The sequence below is a fragment of the Pseudomonas sp. PDM18 genome (assembly GCF_014852585.1).
In the GTDB taxonomy this organism is placed as follows: domain Bacteria; phylum Pseudomonadota; class Gammaproteobacteria; order Pseudomonadales; family Pseudomonadaceae; genus Pseudomonas.
On the sequence record NZ_JACVBX010000010.1, the window covers coordinates 22,369 to 41,781 of the forward strand.

Below are 19,413 nucleotides of genomic sequence, written 5' to 3' on the forward strand. Positions count from 1 at the left end.
GGCTGCGCTGTCGGTTGCTTGTGCAGCTATATGAATGTCAGGAGTTGGGCGCGTGATGCCATTGCGCCAGGTCACAGGGAGTGACGAAATCCGCCCGGCTGCAAGGTGCGCTGGGCTAGACTGCCGGCATTCGATGCTCGGCACCCGGTCGTGACGGCATGCGCCGCACGGCTGGATGAATGGAGTACGGGGAGGCGAGAGCCTCCCCGGTCGTTTTTCGGAAAAGGCATGAGAATTCTGATCGTAGGCCCCTCCTGGGTGGGCGACATGGTGATGGCGCAGACGCTCTTCCAGTGTCTGAAGCGGCAGCATCCGGACTGCGTGATCGACGTGCTGGCGCCCGACTGGAGCCGGCCGATCCTCGAGCGCATGCCCGAAGTGCGCCAGGCCCTGAGCTTCCCGCTCGGCCACGGTGTGCTGGACATCGCCTCGCGCCGGCGCATCGGCAAGACCCTCAAGGGCCAGTATGACCAGGCGATCCTCCTGCCCAACTCGCTCAAGTCGGCGCTGGTGCCGTATTTCGCCGGCATCCCCAGGCGCACCGGCTGGAAGGGCGAGATGCGCTACGGCCTGCTCAACGACATCCGTACGCTGGATAAAGAGCGCTATCCGCTGATGATCGAGCGCTTCATGGCTCTGGCCTATGAGCCGGGCGCCGAGCTGCCGCAGCCTTATCCGCAGCCGCGTCTGTCCATCGACCCGCAGACCCGCGATGCCGCGTTGGCCAGGTTCGGCCTGAGCCTGGACCGCCCGGTACTGGCGCTCTGCCCCGGCGCCGAGTTCGGCGAGGCCAAGCGCTGGCCCGCCGAGTACTACGCCAAGGTCGCCGAGGCGAAGATCCGTGCCGGCTGGCAGGTGTGGATCTTCGGTTCGAAGAACGATCATCCCGGCGGCGAAGACATCCGCATGCGCCTGATTCCCGGCCTGCGCGAAGAATCGGTGAACCTCGCCGGCGAGACCGCCCTGGCCGAGGCCATCGACCTGATGTCCTGCGCCGGCGCCGTGGTCACCAACGATTCCGGCCTGATGCACGTGGCCGCCGCCCTGAATCGCCCGCTGGTGGCAGTCTATGGCTCCACTTCGCCGCAGTTCACCCCGCCGCTGGCCGATGCCGTAGAGATAGTGCGTCTCGGCCTGGAATGCAGCCCCTGCTTCGATCGGGTGTGCCGCTTCGGTCACTACAACTGCCTGCGCGAGCTGAAGCCGCGCCCGGTGATCGAAGCGCTGGACCGACTGGTCGCCGACCCGGTGGATGTGGAAAGCGCTGAATGAGGGTCCTGTTGATCAAGACCTCGTCCCTGGGCGATGTCATCCACACCCTGCCGGCGTTGACCGACGCCGCCCGCGCTATTCCCGGCATCCAGTTCGATTGGGTGGTGGAGGAGGGCTTCGCCGAGATACCCGCCTGGCATCCCGCCGTGGCCCAGGTGATCCCGGTGGCGATTCGCCGCTGGCGCAAGAACCTCTGGCAGACCCTCAAGAGTGGCGAGTGGGGTCGCTTCAAGCGCCGCCTGAAGGAGGTCGACTACGACCTGGTGATCGACGCCCAAGGCCTGCTCAAAAGCGCCTGGCTGACCCGCTATGCGCGCCGTCGCACGCCCGTCGCCGGGCTGGACAAGGAGTCGGCCCGCGAGCCGGCCGCCAGTCGGTTCTATAACCGTACCTATCCGGTCGCCTGGGGCCAGCACGCCGTCGAGCGCGTGCGCCAGCTGTTCGCCCAGGCGCTGGACTACCCGCTACCCGCCGGCACCGGCAACTACGGCCTGGATCGCAATCGCCTGCTGGACGCGGTGGAAACCGAGCCCTACCTGGTGTTCCTGCATGGCACCACCTGGGTGACCAAGCACTGGCCCGAGGTGTACTGGCGCGAACTGGCCCAGCGCATGGGCGAGCGCGGCTGGCATGTCCGCCTGCCGTGGGGCAACGATGCCGAGCGGCAGCGTGCCGAGCGGCTCGCCGAAGGCTTGGAAAACGCCTCTGTGCTCCCCAAATTAAGCCTCGCAGGCATGGCCAAGGTACTGGCCGGCGCTTCCGCCTGCGTGGCGGTCGACACCGGGCTGGGACACCTGGCCGCCGCCCTGGACGTGCCGACGCTGTCTCTGTTCGGCCCGACCAACCCCGGTCTGACCGGTGCCTACGGGCGCTCGCAGGTGCACCTGGCCAGCGACTGGCCCTCGTGCGCGCCCTGCCTGCAGAAGACCTGTACCTACCAGCCGACGGCCGAAGACAAGCGCCAGTTCGACCTGCGGCATGAACAGCCTCTGTGCTTCACGCGCCTGAATCCTCAGCGCGTGGCGAACCAGCTGGAGGCACTGCTGCTGGCCCCGGAGACGCTTCGATGACCCTGGCTTTCGTCCTCTACAAATACTTCCCGTTCGGCGGGCTGCAGCGTGATTTCATGCGCATCGCCCTGGAATGCCAGCAGCGTGGCCACTCCATCCGCGTGTACACACCGATCTGGGAAGGCGAAGTGCCGCCTGGCTTCGACGTGCGCGTGGCGCCGGTGAAGTCGCTGTTCAACCATCGCCGCAACGAGAAATTCAGCGCCTGGCTGCAGGCGGACCTGGCTCGCTCGCCGGTGGACCGGGTGATCGGCTTCAACAAGATGCCTGGCCTGGATGTGTATTACGCCGCCGACGGCTGCTTCGAGGACAAGGCGCAGACCCTGCGCAACTCTTTCTACCGTCGCTGGGGTCGCTACAAGCACTTCGCCGATTACGAGCGCGCGGTGTTTGCGCCGGAGTCGAAGACCGAGATCCTGATGATCTCCGAAGTGCAGCAACCGCTGTTCATCAAGCATTACCGCACCCCCGAGGCGCGCTTCCACCTGCTGCCGCCGGGCATCGCCCAGGATCGTCGTGCACCGGCCAATGCCGGGGAAATCCGCGCGCAGTTCCGTCGCGAGTTCAAGCTGGGCGACGACGACCTGCTGCTGGTGCAGATCGGCTCCGGCTTCAAGACCAAGGGCCTGGACCGCAGCCTCAAGGCGCTGGCCGCGCTGCCGCGCGCGCTGCGCAAGCGCACCCGGCTGATCGCCATCGGCCAGGACGATCCCAAACCATTCCTGCTGCAGGTGAAGGCGCTGGGGCTGTCGGACAACGTGCAGATCCTCAAGGGGCGCAGCGACATTCCGCGCTTCTTGCTCGGCGCCGATCTGCTGATCCACCCGGCGTACAACGAGAACACCGGCACCGTGCTGCTCGAAGCGCTGGTCGCGGGCTTGCCAGTGCTGGTCACCGACGTCTGCGGCTACGCGCACTACATCGACGAGGCCAAAGCTGGGCGTGTGGTGCCGTCGCCCTTCGAGCAGGATCGTTTGAACGCGATGCTTCAGCAGATGCTGGAAGATGATGCAGCGCGCGCAGAGTGGGGGCGCAATGGCCTGGCCTTCGCCGACAGCGCCGATCTCTACAGCATGCCGCAGCACGCCGCCGACCTGATCCTGCGGGAGCGCGCATGAAGCTCGAACTGCACGAGCCATTCATGCGCCTGTGGGCTGGCAAGGACCCGTTCATCGAGGTCGAGCGCCTGCAGGGCAAGGTCTACCGCGAACTGGAAGGCCGCCGCACGCTGCGTACCGAAGTCGAAGGTCGCGGCTATTTCGTGAAGATCCACCGTGGCATCGGTTGGGGCGAAATCGTCAAGAACCTGTTCAGCGCGAAGCTCCCAGTGCTCGGCGCCGGCCAGGAGCAGCGTGCCCTGGAGCGCCTGCACCAGGCCGGCGTGGCGACCATGACTGCGGTGGCCTACGGCGAACGCGGCGGCAATCCGGCCGCGCAGCACTCTTTCATCATCACCGAAGAACTGGCGCCCACCATCGACCTGGAAGTCCTCTCGCTGGACTGGCTGCAGACGCCGCCCGAACCGCGCCTGAAGCGCGCGCTGATCTCCGAGGTGGCGAAGATGGTCGGCACCATGCACCGCGCCGGGGTCAACCACCGCGACTGCTACATCTGTCACTTCCTGCTGCACACCGACCGCCCGATCAGCGCTGATGACCTACGCCTGTCGGTCATCGACCTGCACCGCGCCCAGACCCGCGACGCCACGCCGCGCCGCTGGCGCGACAAGGACCTGGCTGCGCTGTACTTCTCTGCGCTGGATATCGGCCTTACGCGCCGTGACAAATTGCGCTTCCTGCGCGGCTACTTCCGGCGCCCGCTGCGTGACATCCTCCGCGAGGAGGCCGCGCTGCTGGCGTGGATGGAGCGCAAGGCTGCCAAGCTCTACGACCGCAAACAACGTTACGGAGACCTGCTCTGATGGCCGGCTGGGTACTCGAAGCCGACTACCAGCATCTCGCCGCCGATTTCGGTAGCCTGGATGCCGTGTTCGCCCTGGAGGGCGAGCGAATTACCAAGGATGCGATGTCCGACGTCGTGCGCGTGGAGCGCGAGGGCGTGCGTTATTACGTCAAGCGCTACCGCAAGCCGGGCAAGGGTTTTCGGCGCTTTCTGCCGCGTCCGCGGGTGAAGGCCGAGTGGCAGAATCTCAAGCAGTTCGCCAAGTGGGGCATACCGACCGCGAAGGTGGTGGCCTACGGTCTGGAACGCGTCAACGGCGGTTTCTCCCGTGGCGCGATCATTACCCGCGAACTGGTCGGCACCGAGGACCTGCATGCCCTGGCCAAGCAGGCCGATCCGCGTCTGAAGGATCGCGCCTGGGTCGAGCACGTCATGCGTCAACTGGCCCACTACACCCGGACCATGCATGACCACCACTTCACCCACAACGACCTGAAGTGGCGCAACATCCTGGTCGACGGGGAGGGGATGGTGTACTTCATCGACTGCCCGATCGGCGACTTCTGGATCGGCTTCATGCTGCGCTACCGCATCACCAAGGACTTGGCGACGCTCGACAAGGTCGCCAAGCGCCAGTTGTCCGCCACCCAGCGCCTGCGCTTCTATCTGCTGTACCGCCGGCGCGAGCGTCTTAACGCGTCTGACAAGAAGCGCATCCGCCACATCGTTCATTTCTTCGAGGGACGCGAGTGAAGGACTTCATTGCCGAGGGCGACCAGGCCCTGCTGGAAAGCAACGCCCTGGCCGATTTCGATGCCTTGTGGGCCCTGGAGCTGGTGGCCGTCGACGAGCCCAACACCGAGCGTGGGGGCTATAGCAGCGTCTACCGCCTGGAGCTCGACGGCACCGCCTACTACCTCAAGCGCCAGAGCAACCACCTGACCCGCAGCCTGAAGCGCCCGTTCGGTGAGCCGACCTTCAGCCGCGAGTTCCGCAATATCCAGCGCTACCATCAGCTGGGCATTCCCTCCATGCAGGCGGCCTTTTTCGGTGCGCGGCAGGTCGGCGACGAGCGCCGGGCGATCCTCATGACCCGCGCGCTGGACGGCTGGCGTGACCTGGACAGCCTGCTGCAGGGCTGGTCCAGCCTGCCTGGCGAGCGCCGCCAGGCCATCCTGCGCGCCTGCGGCATGCTCGCCCGGCGTCTGCACGAAGCCGGGCAGATGCATGGCTGCTTCTATCCCAAGCACATCTTCCTGCGCGAAACCGACGACGCCTTCGAGGCGACCCTGATCGACCTGGAAAAGACCCGCCCGCTGTGGTTCGGTCAGCGCGACCGCGTGCGCGATCTCGAGCCGCTGCTGCGCCGCGCGCCGGACTGGAGCGAGACCGACGTGCGCAACCTGCTGGCGGCCTACCTGGGTACCTCGTCCACTGGCCCCGAAGTGGATGACTGGTATCGCCGTCTGGGTGCGCGCCGCAAGAAGAAGGAAAACCGCGCATGAGGTTGTCCGCCCTGCGCGATGCCGGCCGCGCTCCGGCGCTGCCCCTGCGTATCGAGCTGGAAGACGGTGCCGGCCCGGCCGAACTGCGCCTGGACAGCCTGCTGCGCGTCTTGCCCGGCCAGCGCTACGTCGCTGCGGCCAATTGGCGCGGCCGCCCGGTGCTGGCCAAGCTGCTGGTCGGAGGCAAAGCCGCGCGGCACTTCCAGCGCGAACGCGAGGGCGTGCGCCTGCTCGCCGAGCAAGGCCTGACCACGCCTCAATTGCTCGCCGACGGCCTGAAGGACGGTGAGGGCGGCTGGTTGCTCTTCGAGTTCCTCGAGAGCGCCGAGAGCCTCTGGGGTGCCTGGCGTGCCGCGGAGGGCGAGCCACTGCTATCCGATGGCCAGGCCGCGGTCATCTCCGAGGCGCTGACTGCCATCGCCCGTATGCACGCCAAGGGCCTGTGGCAGGAAGACCTGCACCTGGACAACCTGCTGCGCCACGCCGGGCAGACGTACCTGATCGATGGCGCCGGCATCCGCGCGGAAACCCCCGGCCGGCCGCTGTCGCGCAAGCATGTGCTGGAAAACCTCGGCGTGTTCTTCGCCCAGCTGCCGGCGAGCCTCGACCCCTATCTCGAAGAGCTGCTGATCCACTATTTGCTGGCCAATGGCGAGCACGCGCTGCCCCTGGAGGCCTTGCAGAAGGAAATCGCCAGGGTTCGGCGCTGGCGCGTCGGCGACCTGATGAAGAAGATCGCCCGCGACTGCAGCCTGTTCAGTGTGTTCAAGGGACCGTTCGGTCTGCGCGCGGTGCGCCGCGAGGAAGAGGAAGGGCTGCAGCCCTTGCTGGCCGATCCCGACGCCTTCATTGCCAAGGGGCATATCTATAAGACCGGCGGCGCCGCGACGGTCGCCCGCGTCGAACTCGACGGCCGGCTGCTGTTGGTCAAGCGCTACAACATCAAGAACCTGCTGCACTGGTTCAAGCGCTTCTGGCGACCCAGCCGTGCCTGGGCCTCCTGGCGTGAAGGCAATCGACTGGATTTCCTCGGCATTGCCACGCCAAAGCCGCTGGCGGTCATCGAGCGCCGCTGGCTGTGGCTGCGTGGCCCGGCCTTCCTGATTACCGATTACCTGGCGGGTCAGGATATAATCGCCCGTTTCAAACCCTACCTGGAGCAACAGGCAGGGGGCGGCCTGCCGCCGGAATCGGATCTTGTGGCCCTGGACAGACTGTTCGCGGCGCTGGTGCGCGAGCGCATCAGCCACGGCGACCTGAAAGGGCACAACCTGTTCTGGCAGGAGCAGGGCGAAGGCGGGCAGTGGTCGTTGATCGACCTCGATGCCATGCAGCGCCACTCGCGAGAAGCGAGCTTCGCCCGCGCCTATGCCCGCGACCGTGCGCGCTTCCTGCGCAACTGGCCAGAGGGCAGCGCACTGCACCGGCTGCTCGACGAACGTTTACCGCGGGTGCCAGGCACCCGCCCAGATGAAAGAGGCTAGACCCTGTGGCATTGACCATCCTCGGCCTGTCCGGCGCCGTAAGCCATGACCCTTCCGCCGCCCTGTACATCGACGGCAAGCTGGTCGCGGCTGTCGAAGAAGAGCGCTTCGTCCGCGACAAGCACGCGAAGAACCGCATGCCCTACGAGTCGGCCAAGTTCTGCCTGGAGCAGGCCGGGATCAAGCCTTCGGACGTTGACGTGGTGGCCATTCCCTTCGCCCCCATCAGCATCTTCGACAAGGCCCGCTGGCACTACGCCAAGCGCTACGCCTACGCACCTGACCGTGCGCTGGACGCTATCCTGCTCGGCAATCGCCGCTACCACCGCTACTACAAGCGCATCCAGTGGTGCCTGCAGCAGTTGGGCTTCGATCTGAAGAAGACCAAGATCCAGCCGGTCGAGCACCACCTGGCCCACGCCTCCAGCGCCTACCACTGCTCGGGCTTCAAGGAGAAGACGGCGATCCTCGGGATCGACGGGAAGGGCGAGTACGCCACCACCTTCTTCGGCTACGGCGAGAACGGCAAGATCCACAAGATCAAGGAGTTCTACGATCCGGACTCCCTGGGCGGCCTGTACGGCGCGCTGACCGAGTACCTCGGCTTCGACATGCTCGACGGCGAGTTCAAGGTCATGGGCATGGCGCCCTATGGTGATGCCAGCAAGTACGATTTCTCCCGCCTCGCCAAGTTCGAGAACGGCGAGCTGATCATCAACACCGACTACGCCAATGTCATCGGCTTCCGTCGCTACAAGGAAAAGGGCAAGGGTTACTACTTCTCGCCCAAGCTGATCGAGTGGCTCGGTCCGAAGCGTGAAGGCGATATCGCCGACGATCCTTACATCCACTATGCCGCCAGCATCCAGGCACTGTTCGAGAAGTTGGCGCTGGAGATGATGGATTACTACCTGGGCGACATCATCCGCGAGACCGGCAAGATTGCCTTCGCCGGCGGTTGCGCGCTGAACGTCAAGCTCAACCAGAAGATCATCGCCCGTCCCGAGGTCAAGGAGCTGTACGTGCAGCCCGCGGCCAGCGACGCCGGCACCGCGGTCGGTGCGGCGGCCTACGCCTCCTGGGAGCGTGGCGTGCCGGTCGAGAAGATGGAGCACGTCTACCTCGGCCCGGAATACAGCAACGAAGACGTCATCGCCGCCTGCGCCCGCCACGAGGCCAAGCCGCAGTGGCGCAAGATCGACAACGTCCCCGAGCACATCGCCAAGGTGCTGGTCGAAGGCAACCCGGTGGCCTGGTTCCAGGGTCGCCTGGAGTTCGGCCCGCGCGCATTGGGCGGCCGTTCCATCATCGGTTGCCCGAGCATCGCCGGCGTCGCCGACCGCATCAACGCGCAGATCAAGTTCCGCGAGCGCTGGAGGCCCTTCTGTCCGTCGATGCTCGATACTGTCGGCCCGCAGATGTTCAAGATCGATCACCCGGCGCCATTCATGACCTTCACCTTCGAAGTCAACGAAGAGTGGAAGACCCGCGTGCCGGAGGTCGTCCACGAGGACGGCACCTCGCGCGCCCAGGTCCTCAAGCGTGAATTCAACCCGCGCTACTACGACATGATGAAGGAACTGGAGAAGCTCACCGGCAACGGTGTGGCGCTCAACACCTCGCTGAACCGCCGTGGCGAACCCATGGTGTGCTCGCCGACCGATGCGCTGAACATGTTCTACGGCTCGGACCTGCAGTACTTGATCATGCAGGACATCCTGGTGGTCAAGGATGGCACCGCCGCCAGCCAGGCAGGCTGAGTCCGCCAGGTTGTTTCCAGCCGGCTCCGCCAGGGGGCCGGTTTCCATGTCGGGAAGACGCGTCGTGAAAGTGATGTTGATGGTGATGGACGAGCAGAGGGTCATCCTCGATCGTCTTTATGAGGTCATCCAGAGCAATTGCTCCGAGTGCGAGATTCATCGCCTGAGCAAGGCGCAGCAGATGAACTTGGGGCCGTACCTCATCGCTGCCGATTTCCGTCGTTTCGACCGCATCGTGATCTTCTCGCGCCTCAAGCGCATGGTGCCGCAGCTCGCTGTGCTGCGCAGCCTGCCCAACCTGGTGATCCTCGAGCACGACGCCTATCAGAACTACATGCCCGGCAGTAAGTATCGGGGCAAGTACTCGGCGCTACTGCACAGGCTCCCGGGAGCGCGCATCCTCGTGTCGGGGGCGCTGGTGGCCCAGCGGCTAGCGGACGAAGGAATCGACGTGCGTTTTGTCTCCAAGGGATATGACGAGGAGATGCTGCGCAACATCGGCAGCGAACGCGATATCCCGGTCGGCTTCCTCGGCAGCCTGAAGAGCAGCGAGTACAGCCAGCGCAAGAACATGCTGGAAAGCATCGCCAAGCGCGTGCCGATGCTCATCACCCGCACAGCCTCGGGTGCGGAGTACCTGGAGACCCTAAACCGCATCGCGATCTTCGTCAGTGCCGATATCGGCATGGGCGAGTTCATGATCAAGAACTTCGAGGCCATGGCCTGCGGCTGCGTCCTGCTGGCCTGGAGCCAGGGGGAAGAGGACCGCCTGCTGGGCTTCGAGGATATGCACAACGTGGTGTTCTATCGCTCGGTGGACGAGGCGGCGGAAAAGATCCGCCAGCTTCAGGCCGACCCCGAACTGGCCCGGCGGATTGCCCAGGCTGGCCAGGCATTCGTTGAGGAGCGCTACACCTTCGCCCGGGTCGGCAAGGACCTGGCGGCAGCCATCGCGGAACCCATGCGGGGCTGGTCGATGCCCGGCGCGCAGACCCGTTGGTGGGCCCGTGTGCGCTTCGGTTTCCGGGTGGGCTGACATGACGTCAATGCAGCATTCGCCCGGTGGCGCCGTAGCCAAGGGGCGGTCGTGAGTCAGAGTCTTCATTCTGCGCAATGGGTGGAAGACAACCTGCCACCGGAGCTCCGGATGCTTCTCGGGCGAGCCGAGCGAGTCATCCTGGTGGCGAACAACCCGGCAATCAGTGTCGGGGATTTCGACGCTCTGGCGCTTGGCCCGCGCGATGTCGTGGTGAGCTTCAATACCGCTGTCAAAGCCGAATTGCTTAGCCCCGAGACGGGCAACGTGTTCGTCCATGGCTACCACGGGCAGGACTTCCACTTCTTCGGATTGCCGTGCCGCCCGTGCATAACGAGGCTGTTCGAGCAATCGCCGGAGCGCTGTTTCACCCTGCTGGTGGGAGTGGTCAATCCGATGTCTGCGTTGTCCCGGGTGGCGATCTACGAGGATCGCATCCCGCTGCCGACCCTGCTCGACTATCCCCGCATGCGTCCCAGCGGCAAACCGTTCGCCGGTCCTTCCACCGGCTTCAACGCCATGGTGGTGTTCGACTGGCTGCTGGGCCGGCCGGGTTATACCTACGAGTTGTTCGCTCTGGGGTTTTCCAATGAGGCGGGCACTCTGTGGAAAGGACATGCGTGGGACTACGAGCGCGCCTGGATGCATGCATCCCGCGTGCGTGTGATTGCCCTGGAAAGCGCCGGAAAGCGCTGGTGGTGGCCTTGGCGTTTCGGAGGGAAGAAAGGGAAATGAGCGGTCACCAGTCGAGCCTTGTCGCCGGAGTCGCTCCGTGAAGATTGCTGTTGCCTTCTTCGGTATTCCGCGCAATTCCGAGCTGTGTTTCCCCCAGATTCAGCGCAACATCCTGCAGGCCCTTCCGGCCGGCGCGCAGGTGTCCTGCTTCTATCACCTCTATCGCCTGCGCGAGGTCTTCAACCCGCGCTCGGGTGAGGCCGGGGTACTCGGCGAAGAGAACTTCGCCCCTTTCCAGGGCATGACCGGTCTGATCGAAGAGCCGGAGCTTTGCCTGGAGCGCTGGAACTACGAAGCGCTCCAGCAGCGCGGGGATACCTGGAAAGACGATTTCCGCTCCATCCGCAACTTGATCCACCAACTCAACTCCCTGCACCAGGTGACCTCGCTGCTGGCCCTGACTGATCCGGACTTCGTGGTCTACGTACGCCCGGACATCTTCTTCCATGATCCTTTGCCGGGCTACGTGTTCGCACAGCCGCAGAGGCGCCGCAAGAATGTCTACGTGCCCAACTGGCAGTGGTGGGGCGGGCTCAACGACCGCTTTGCCATCTGCGGTCGTGAGGTGTACCGGGCCTACGGCTGCCGGGCCGAGGAGATGCTGGACTTCTGTGATGCAACCGGGCGCTCGCTGCACTCCGAGCGGTTGCTGAAGTTCGTCTTGCAACGCCATGGCGCGCGGGTCTGCCTGATGGATACTACGGCCTCGCGGGTGCGCATCGACGGACAGTTCGCGGAGGAACCGTTCTCATCGAAGCGCTCGATGGGCAAACGGGAGAATCGCTACTTCCACAAGGGCGCGCAGCTGCGAACCTGGCTGGACAGGCACGGTATTCTCTAGGTTGCGGTGAAAGCTGCGGCCAGCCAGGTTGCCCCGCCTGGCCGGGTCGAAGCGGGGCGTCAGAAACTATCTGGCGACCTTCTTCCTGCGCTTGGCATTGAGCCAGAGTCGCAGCGCCTTGCGGGTATAGGACAGCTTGAAGATGACGCGCCAGTCGCGCTTCAGGGCCATACGGAAGAAGTGCTTGGCCGAGAGGTCGTCGTCCGTCAGGTAGGCTTCGCGGAACAGTGACAGGCAGCGCTGGGTGTAATAGGCCTTGCTCAGCTTCTGCCAGTCGCCATCGAGGCGCCGGAAGACTTCCTCTACCAGTTCTACCCCGATCTCCTTCGAGTAGTGGAACTGGTGGCGCAGGCTGTCATCGTGGCGGTGGATGGTCGCCAGGGGCTTTTCCAGGATGGTGCAGGGATAGCTGGCCAGCACCTGCGCAAACACCGGGATGTCCTCGGCATTGCGGAAATTTTCCGGGTACAGGCCCCGCTCGAACACCTCCCGATGCATGACACAGGCACCATTGGAAAGGTTGATGCTCTTGTCGATCAGGTAGCCGCGCACCCTTTCCAACGGTGTCCGCGGAAGCGCCTGTGGCGTTCGCTCCACCGTCCGATCGCAGGTCTTTGCCAGGTAGCCGCCAATCACCATGCGACTGTGCGGGAACTGCTCGATGTGCTGACGCGCGGCTCTCAAGGCTCCAGGGGTCATTTCATCGTCGGCGTCCAGGAAGATCAGATAGTCCCCCCGGGTTTCGGCGATCCCGCGATTGCGTACGGTGGCGAGGCCGCCGTTTTCCTTGCGCAGGCTGCGGAAATTGCCGAACTGATGATGAAGGGCTTCGATCAGGGCCGGCGTACCGTCCGACGAACCGTCGTCGATGATCAGTAACTCGCTGTGCTCATCCAATTGAGCAGCGACGGACTCGACGGCGCGTCGGAGCACGTGCGCATAGTTGTACGCGGGGATTACAACGCTGATCAGTGGTCTTGCTGTCATGAGAAGAGCGTCATTGCGTAGCTGTCCATCCACTAGCTGGCATCAGGATATGCGAGGCTGCGATCTGCCTTGGGGCGTTCGTCACAGCAGATTCAAATCAAGTCGCAGCGGCTTGTGCCTGCTCGGGCCCTGGGTGACTCGACGCGAGTGCCACTGCACAAGTCGTTCCGGGCGACGAATAGTATCCTGTTGAAAGACTTGTATCCAAGGTTCTACAGACGGCCTGAGCCGGTCGTCGAGTTTCGCCGGGCAACCCTTTATAGGGCGCTGTTTCGACACTTCAGGCGTAGGAGAGTGCTTGCTCCGGGTTGATTCTTTGAGCAGGAAACTGCTGAATGCTGCCTTTCTGGTGATTCATATCCAAGATGAAGGGTTTCATGGGAAGTCATGTAGTCGGGCGTTCGTTTTTTTCCGCAGTCAGCGAAGGAAAGCTACTGTGGTGCGTTTTCCTTGCCAGCCTCGTTTTGTCATTGATTGCATCCTTCTGCAACCCGATCATCGGACGTGATGCGGCCCTGTACATGGATCTTGCTGGCATCTATCAGCAGCAGGGTGTCACCGGTGCGTTGCAGCGCTTCGACTGGCCCTGGTTCTCCATATTGCTGGGCATGACGAGCCAGGTGACGGGCCTGAGCTTTGAGCTGCTTGCCCGGGTGTTCTGCGAGCTGCTCACGGCTGTCGCCTGTGTCGCCTGCGTCGATCTGGTCCGCCGATTCCGCCCGGCGTCGCTGCCCTGGGCCTGCTTCGCCGTGCTGGCAGTGCCGGCGTTCAATGACTATCGCGGCGACATCCTGCGCGAGAACGGTTTCTGGGCTTTCTCGCTCATCGGCTTGTGCTACATGCAGAGCTGGGTGCAGCAGCGTCGTCCCGCCAGTTTATTGCTGGCCTTCCTGGCTGTCGTCGTGGCGGCGGCGTTTCGCTTCGAGGCCGTCTACCTGCTGCTGGTCGTGCCGGTGATGGAGGTGCTGAGAGTCCGTGGGAATTCCATGCGTCGCGGCATGCGTGCGGCCATTGGCATTGCGTTGATCGGCGCGGTAGTCGCAGGGACGCTGTGGGCCGGCCGTCACGGCCTGCTTCCCCAGGGGCGGGTGGCCGAGCTGGTGGACTATCTGGACCTGTCGAGCGTCCTGCGGAATTTCCACACCTTCGCGGATGGCGTGGCGCAGGCGATGCCCTTCGAGTATGCCCGCGACAGTGCTCCGCAGATCATTCTCTTCGGCTTGCTGTGCTATGTGGCCAGCAAGGTTCTCGGCGTTTTCGGCGTCCTGATGTTGCCGCTGTTCGTGGGTGCCGTCGAGCAATGGCGGGCGCGGGAAAACCGCTGGCTGCTGCTGGATATCGCTGCCGTTGGCTACATCGCCCTGCTGCTGGTTTTCGCCCTGAGCCACCTGTTCCTGTCGAGTCGGTACGTGGCATTCGCCGGCTTTCTGCTGCTGCCCCGGGTGGCGTGGGGGCTGAGCCTGATGGCCCAGCACTGGCCGCGAACCCGTGGTGCCATGGTGGTGATTCTGGTGGCGATGGCCCTGGCGAACGTAGTGTCGCTGTCGGCGCCCAAGACTCACCTGCGCGAGGCCGGCCACTGGGTGGGAGCACATCTGCCGAAGTCGGCGAGCGTGTATCAGGATGACAACCGGGTGAGCTACTATGCGGGCTGGGGATATGGCCGGGAAAGCCTGGACCGCGATCACGCGCTGGCACTGACCGGCAAGGGTACCTACGAGTATTTTGTCCTAGACCTCAAGCGCAAGGCTGATCAGCAACTGCCCGCGCTACTGAAGCAAGGCCTGGTGCCACTGGCACAGTTCCACAACCGCAAGGGTGAGACCTACGTGATCCTGCGTCGTGGCGGTGCGCAGCAGCCCTGATCTAGGGTTGCTGCAGCGTTTGCTCCAGTGAGCCGGGCGGCCAGGGCATCGAGCTGGTTTGTCGATAGCCTTGGCAGAGTTGCGCGCCATCATCCGCCAGCAGCCAAGCGCGGTCCTGCGTATAGCGCAGCATGTGGGCGAAGTTGCGTTTACGCTGCAGTCGGCTCAAGGCTCGGCGTTGAGTTTTCATGTCCGCGATGTCGATCAGGCCTAGATCACCTTCGGGGGTCTGCACGACGTTGCCCAGGTGCAGCGAGCGGAAGTACACGCCGGAATCATGCAGCCCGGCGATGAGCGAGCCGAGGTCAACGCGCAGCCACTCTTCGGTTTGGTCGGTACTGATCAACTGGCGCAGGGTCAGGCCTGGCAGTGGATGGTAGTGCACTGCGTCGCGAGCGATCTCCGGGATGCGATACACGCCAATGATCTGGGGGCACGGGACTCCGAGCTTCTGCAGTGCCCGGGTGTTGTCGGCGAAACGCTGCGCATAGGGATACAGCGCCGCCGAGGAGATCAGCCGCTTGCGCCGAAAGAGTTTCAGGAAATTGCCATCGGCCAGGCGCAGGACCTTGTCGCCATGCTTGTCGGCTTCCAGCACCTGGGCGCCGGCGCGCAGCGCTTCGTAGGCGGAGAGAGCGAGGTCTTGCATAACGGGTCCCTGAATCGATAGCCGGCTATAGTAGCCCAGCCGCCGGGCAAACGAGAACGCTGTGTTATAATCGCCGACCTTTTAAGCGTGCGATTCCTACATGTCCGGTAAAGAACCCCAGACTCCTTCGAGCCTGAAGATCTACTTCCGACTGCTGTCCTATATGCGTCCGTACATCGGGATGTTCCTGCTCAGCATCATCGGCTTCCTGATCTTCGCCGCGACTCAGCCGATGCTGGCGGGCATCCTCAAGTATTTCGTCGACGGCCTGGCCCATCCGGATGCCAAGCTGTTCCCCAACTCATCCGTGACCTGGCTCCGTGACCTGTCGCTGCTCTACGCAGTGCCGCTGCTGGTGGTGCTGATCGCCGTCTGGCAAGGCGTCGGCTCCTTCCTCGGCAACTACTTCATCGCCAAGGTTTCCCTGGGGCTGGTGCAGGACCTGCGCATCGCGCTGTTCAATAATCTGCTGACCCTGCCCAACCGCTATTTCGACAGCAACAACTCCGGGCACCTGATCTCGCGCATTACCTTCAACGTGACCATGGTCACCGGCGCGGCCACCGATGCCATCAAGGTGGTGATCCGCGAAGGCATGACCGTGGTCTTCCTGTTCCTCTCGCTGCTGTGGATGAACTGGAAACTGACCCTGGTGATGCTGGCGATCCTGCCGATCATCGCGGTGATGGTGACGACCGCCAGCCGCAAGTTCCGCAAGCAGAGCAAGAAGATCCAGGTCGCCATGGGCGATGTGACCCATGTGTCGTCCGAGACCATCCAGGGTTATCGCGTAGTCCGCAGCTTCGGCGGCGAGCCCTATGAGCGCGCGCGCTTCCGCCACGTGACTAACGAGAACACCAGCAAGAACCTGCGCATGAACAAGACCTCGGCGATCTACACGCCGATGTTGCAGCTGGTGATCTACAGCGCCATGGCGGTGCTGCTGTACCTGGTGCTGCTGCTGCGTGGCGATGCCACCGTAGGCGACCTGGTGGCCTACATCTCCATGGCCGGCCTGCTGCCCAAGCCGATTCGCCAGCTGTCCGAAGTCAGCTCGACCATCCAAAAGGGCGTGGCCGGCGCGGAAAGCATCTTCGAGCAGCTCGACGAGCAGCCCGAGGTGGACAACGGCACAGTCGAGCGTGAACGCGTACAGGGCCGCCTCGAAGTGAAGAACCTCAGCTTCACCTACCCGGGCACCCAGAAGACGGTCCTCAACGATCTGAACTTCAGCGTCGAGCCAGGCCAAATGGTGGCGCTGGTCGGCCGCTCCGGCAGCGGCAAATCGACCCTGGCCAACCTGATCCCGCGCTTCTACGACCACAGCGACGGGCAAATTCTGCTCGACGGTACCGATGTCGAAGACTACAAGCTGAGCAACCTGCGCAAGCACATCGCCCTGGTCACCCAGCAGGTCAACCTGTTCAACGACAGCGTGTTGAACAACATCGCCTATGGCGACCTCGCCAGCAAACCGCGCGAGGCGGTAGAGAAGGCGGCAGATGACGCCTTCGCCCGCGAGTTCATCGACCGCCTGCCCGAAGGTTTCGAGACCGAGGTCGGCGAGAACGGCGTGATGCTCTCTGGTGGCCAGCGCCAGCGCCTGGCGATTGCCCGCGCGCTGCTCAAGGATGCTCCGGTGCTGATTCTCGATGAGGCCACCTCGGCGCTGGACACCGAATCCGAGCGGCACATCCAGGCAGCCCTGGAGAAGGTCATGGAAGGTCGGACCACGCTGGTCATCGCCCACCGCCTGAGTACCATCGAGGCAGCGGACCTGATCCTGGTGATGGACCAGGGCCACATCGTCGAACGCGGTTCCCACGACGAACTGATCGCGCAGAACGGCTATTACGCCCGTCTGCACGCTCGCCAGTTCGCCGACGACCCGGTCGACGGGGCCGAAGAAGCACCGGTCGAGCAACCGGTATGACGCAGGTGCGGACCTCTCCGGCATGCTGAATCGTCTGCGAGTCTTCCGCGAACGCGGCTGGACGCCCATCGCGGCGGCCGACTATGCGGCCGCCTGGCAGCGCTTCGGCGGCAGCGTCGCCACCCATCCGGATGTGGTCGAGCGTCTCGCCCATCTGGCGGGCATTCCGGTGCGTTACCTGGGCTGGTTCGAGAGCGATGATCTGCGCGCCGCCGTGCCGACCTGGGGGCGCAATCTTGCGCTGTCCAAGGACGTGCTCAAGCGCGTGGGCAAGAAGGCGCTGTTCGACCTGGGCAACGCCGAGATCATCCTGCCCATTGCCGAGGGTGCGCGCATCGAGCTGCGCCACCAGGTGCGCTACCTCTCCGAGCTGAACCGCGAGCAGGTCAGTGATGCCCGCGAGCAGCCCGAACAGCTGGCGATGAACCGCGCGCCGGCCGACTTCTCGAAGAAATTCCGCTACAACCAACGCCGCGAACAGCGCCTGCTGGAAGAGGCGGGCGGCGTGCTGCAGCCCATGAGCGAGCTGAGCCCTGAAGAGCAGGCGAGCATCTATGCCGACCTGTTCCAGCGCCGCTGGGAATTCGAAGTGCCGGGCAAGGCGCGGCTCGCCGAAGTCTTCGGCCTGATGCGCGAATTCATGCGCGGCTCGCTGGTACGCCTGGACGGCGAGCCGGTGGCGATCCAGATTCTCTATCGGGTCGAAGCGCCGAAGTGGGTCAGCGTCGAGTACATCAACGGCGGCGTGGCTCCGGAGAATCGCGAGTTCAGCCCCGGCAGCGTGCTCAGCTTCGTCAATACACAAGAGGCCTGGGCCGAGGCCGAGGCGCTGGGCAAGCCGCTGCGCTATTCCTTCGGCCGCGCCGACCGCGAGTACAAGGACCGCTGGTGCCACCGCGTGCCGGTGTTCCAGGTCTGACGCCCCGCCCGCGCAAGCGGGCCTGATGGAGAGTCGCCATGAGCGCCCGCAAGCAGCACCTGCTCAAACAGCACCGTCGCAAGAAGCGCGCGACCCTGCTCGTCGCCCTGCTGGCGGTGATCCTGCTGGGCATCTTCGCGCCCTGGTGGAGCGTGCCGTTGGCCGTTCTGTTGGGCTGGGTCGCTCATGAGGCGTGGTTCGCCGATCACCTGTTCTATTCGCCGCGCGACGACTACCGCTACGACTTCCCCGAGGGCTCCATCGCTCTGCCGGTTTCGCTCGGTCCGCATGGCCTCCACGTCGCCACCGACGCGCTGCCGGAGAACGAGGAAACGCTGGTGCTGGAGATCGAGGTCAAGGCCTCGTTGCTCGGCCGCTGGCTCGACCCGCAGGTACTGGTCGAGGGCGTCGAGCCTGACCGCCAGGACTTCGAGCGCGGCGTCAGCGGCAAGCGCTACATCAACCTGTCCGGCCAGGGCGAGGCGCTGCGTTCCGGCCAGTTGCGCATTCGCAGCCGCCATTGCCGGCTCGCGCAGCAGGGCGTGCTGCACGCCTTCCACAACCCCGACTACACCCGACAGCGCCTGCTGATCGTCGCGCCCCACGCCGACGATGCCGAGCTCGCTGCCTTCGGCCAGTACAGCCGCTGTCCCGACGCCTGGATCGTCACCCTGACCCAGGGCGAGATCGAGGCCGAGCACTACCAGCGCCTGGGGCTGGACAAGGCCGCTGCCGCCCATCTCAAGGGCCGCCTGCGTACCTGGGACAGTATCGCCGCGCCGTTGTGGGGCGGCGTACCTACCGATCACTGCGTGCAACTGGGCTACTACTGCTTGCAACTGCCGGCCATGGCTGCCGATCCAAGCCAGGCATTCGGCTCGCGAGAGTCTGGTGATATCGATATCCGCAGTGCGCGCGGCCTCAACCCCTTCCCTTTGCCGGGCGACAGCGATGGCGCGCCGACCTGGCTCAACCTGGTGGCCGACCTCACCGCGCTGATCGAACGCATCCGCCCGGAAGTGGTGCTTACGGCGCACCCGGAACTGGACCCCCACGCCGACCACGTGCACGCCACCCAGGCGACGCTGGAGGCGATGTCGCGTAGCAGCTGGAAACCGCAGACGCTGCTGCTCTACGCCAACCACCTGCACGACAACGACCGCTGGCCCATGGGGCCGGCCGACGGCGGCATCGCCCTGCCACCTTGTATCGAGGCATTACCGGCCGACCCGCTGTGGAGCCCGGTGCTCGACGCCGCGACCCGCGTCGACAAGGCCCTGGCCCTGGCCCTGCAGCATGACTTGCAGACCCCGCTCACCGGCAAGAAACGCCTGCGCCGGCTGATCCAGCGCGTGCTCGCCGGCCGTCAGTGGCCGGTCACTGGCGACGACGAGTTCTTCCGCAAGGCGGTGCGCCGCCACGAGCTGTTCTGGGTGCGCAAAGTCCCGTAGAGAT

Annotated in this window: 17 protein-coding genes; 15 read left to right on the top strand and 2 right to left on the bottom strand. The window is 64.5% G+C overall.

What is annotated here, in order from left to right; all coding sequences use genetic code 11:
• The first annotated feature begins 228 nt into the window (after positions 1 to 228).
• From waaF to IB274_RS19815, 11 genes are all read left to right on the top strand, one after another.
• Positions 229 to 1,272: a lipopolysaccharide heptosyltransferase II gene (gene waaF / locus IB274_RS19765; protein WP_192433966.1), complete on the top strand. Its 1,044-nt coding sequence runs from the start codon at positions 229 to 231 to the stop codon at positions 1,270 to 1,272.
• Positions 1,269 to 2,342, top strand: a complete 1,074-nt coding sequence (gene waaC / locus IB274_RS19770; RefSeq protein WP_192433968.1) for a lipopolysaccharide heptosyltransferase I — start codon at positions 1,269 to 1,271, stop codon at positions 2,340 to 2,342. The genes waaF and waaC overlap by 4 nt, the downstream gene beginning before the upstream one ends.
• Positions 2,339 to 3,460, top strand: coding sequence for a glycosyltransferase family 4 protein (locus IB274_RS19775; RefSeq protein WP_192433987.1), 1,122 nt, complete (start codon positions 2,339 to 2,341; stop codon positions 3,458 to 3,460). The genes waaC and IB274_RS19775 overlap by 4 nt, the downstream gene beginning before the upstream one ends.
• Positions 3,457 to 4,263: a lipopolysaccharide core heptose(I) kinase RfaP gene (rfaP, locus tag IB274_RS19780; RefSeq protein ID WP_192433989.1), complete on the top strand. Its 807-nt coding sequence runs from the start codon at positions 3,457 to 3,459 to the stop codon at positions 4,261 to 4,263. The genes IB274_RS19775 and rfaP overlap by 4 nt, the downstream gene beginning before the upstream one ends.
• Positions 4,263 to 4,997: a lipopolysaccharide kinase InaA family protein gene (locus IB274_RS19785; protein WP_192433991.1), complete on the top strand. Its 735-nt coding sequence runs from the start codon at positions 4,263 to 4,265 to the stop codon at positions 4,995 to 4,997. Before rfaP ends, IB274_RS19785 begins: the two co-directional genes overlap by 1 nt.
• The gene (locus tag IB274_RS19790; RefSeq protein ID WP_192433993.1) at positions 4,994 to 5,749 is read left to right on the top strand and encodes a lipopolysaccharide kinase InaA family protein; all 756 of its coding nucleotides are present in this window, start codon (positions 4,994 to 4,996) and stop codon (positions 5,747 to 5,749) included. The genes IB274_RS19785 and IB274_RS19790 overlap by 4 nt, the downstream gene beginning before the upstream one ends.
• Entirely contained in the window at positions 5,746 to 7,233 is a 1,488-nt protein-coding gene (locus tag IB274_RS19795; RefSeq protein WP_192433995.1) for a lipopolysaccharide kinase InaA family protein, read from the top strand. The genes IB274_RS19790 and IB274_RS19795 overlap by 4 nt, the downstream gene beginning before the upstream one ends.
• Positions 7,234 to 7,238: 5 nt before the next feature.
• Positions 7,239 to 8,993, top strand: coding sequence for a carbamoyltransferase (locus IB274_RS19800; protein WP_192433997.1), 1,755 nt, complete (start codon positions 7,239 to 7,241; stop codon positions 8,991 to 8,993).
• 64 nt (positions 8,994 to 9,057) lie between these two features.
• Complete coding sequence (locus IB274_RS19805) at positions 9,058 to 10,029, top strand: glycosyltransferase (RefSeq protein ID WP_192433999.1); 972 nt, start codon at positions 9,058 to 9,060, stop codon at positions 10,027 to 10,029.
• 51 nt (positions 10,030 to 10,080) lie between these two features.
• Entirely contained in the window at positions 10,081 to 10,764 is a 684-nt protein-coding gene (locus tag IB274_RS19810; protein WP_192434001.1) for a hypothetical protein, read from the top strand.
• Positions 10,765 to 10,801: 37 nt separating this feature from the next.
• On the top strand, positions 10,802 to 11,605 hold the full coding sequence (locus IB274_RS19815) for a hypothetical protein (RefSeq protein WP_192434004.1): 804 nt from the start codon (positions 10,802 to 10,804) through the stop codon (positions 11,603 to 11,605).
• A 66-nt stretch (positions 11,606 to 11,671) separates the two neighbouring features.
• Here the strand turns inward: IB274_RS19815 and IB274_RS19820 are convergent, their stop codons facing one another.
• Positions 11,672 to 12,592 (bottom strand): glycosyltransferase family 2 protein, encoded by a 921-nt coding sequence (locus IB274_RS19820; RefSeq protein WP_192434385.1) that lies wholly within the window; start codon positions 12,590 to 12,592, stop codon positions 11,672 to 11,674.
• Between the two features lie 365 nt (positions 12,593 to 12,957).
• Between IB274_RS19820 and IB274_RS19825 the strand changes: the two genes are divergently transcribed.
• Positions 12,958 to 14,457, top strand: a complete 1,500-nt coding sequence (locus IB274_RS19825; RefSeq protein WP_192434006.1) for a hypothetical protein — start codon at positions 12,958 to 12,960, stop codon at positions 14,455 to 14,457.
• 1 nt (position 14,458) lies between these two features.
• Here the strand turns inward: IB274_RS19825 and IB274_RS19830 are convergent, their stop codons facing one another.
• Positions 14,459 to 15,106: a toluene tolerance protein gene (locus IB274_RS19830; protein ID WP_192434008.1), complete on the bottom strand. Its 648-nt coding sequence runs from the start codon at positions 15,104 to 15,106 to the stop codon at positions 14,459 to 14,461.
• 100 nt (positions 15,107 to 15,206) lie between these two features.
• On the opposite strand from IB274_RS19830, the gene msbA reads away from it, so the two are divergent.
• The 3 genes from msbA to IB274_RS19845 are packed head-to-tail and all read left to right on the top strand — an operon-like array spanning position 15,207 to position 19,409.
• Complete coding sequence (gene msbA, locus IB274_RS19835) at positions 15,207 to 17,039, top strand: lipid A export permease/ATP-binding protein MsbA (protein WP_192434010.1); 1,833 nt, start codon at positions 15,207 to 15,209, stop codon at positions 17,037 to 17,039.
• 22 nt (positions 17,040 to 17,061) lie between these two features.
• Entirely contained in the window at positions 17,062 to 17,958 is an 897-nt protein-coding gene (locus tag IB274_RS19840; RefSeq protein ID WP_192434012.1) for a GNAT family N-acetyltransferase, read from the top strand.
• Between the two features lie 38 nt (positions 17,959 to 17,996).
• The gene (locus tag IB274_RS19845) at positions 17,997 to 19,409 is read left to right on the top strand and encodes a PIG-L deacetylase family protein (protein WP_192434014.1); all 1,413 of its coding nucleotides are present in this window, start codon (positions 17,997 to 17,999) and stop codon (positions 19,407 to 19,409) included.
• The last annotated feature ends 4 nt before the right edge of the window (positions 19,410 to 19,413 follow it).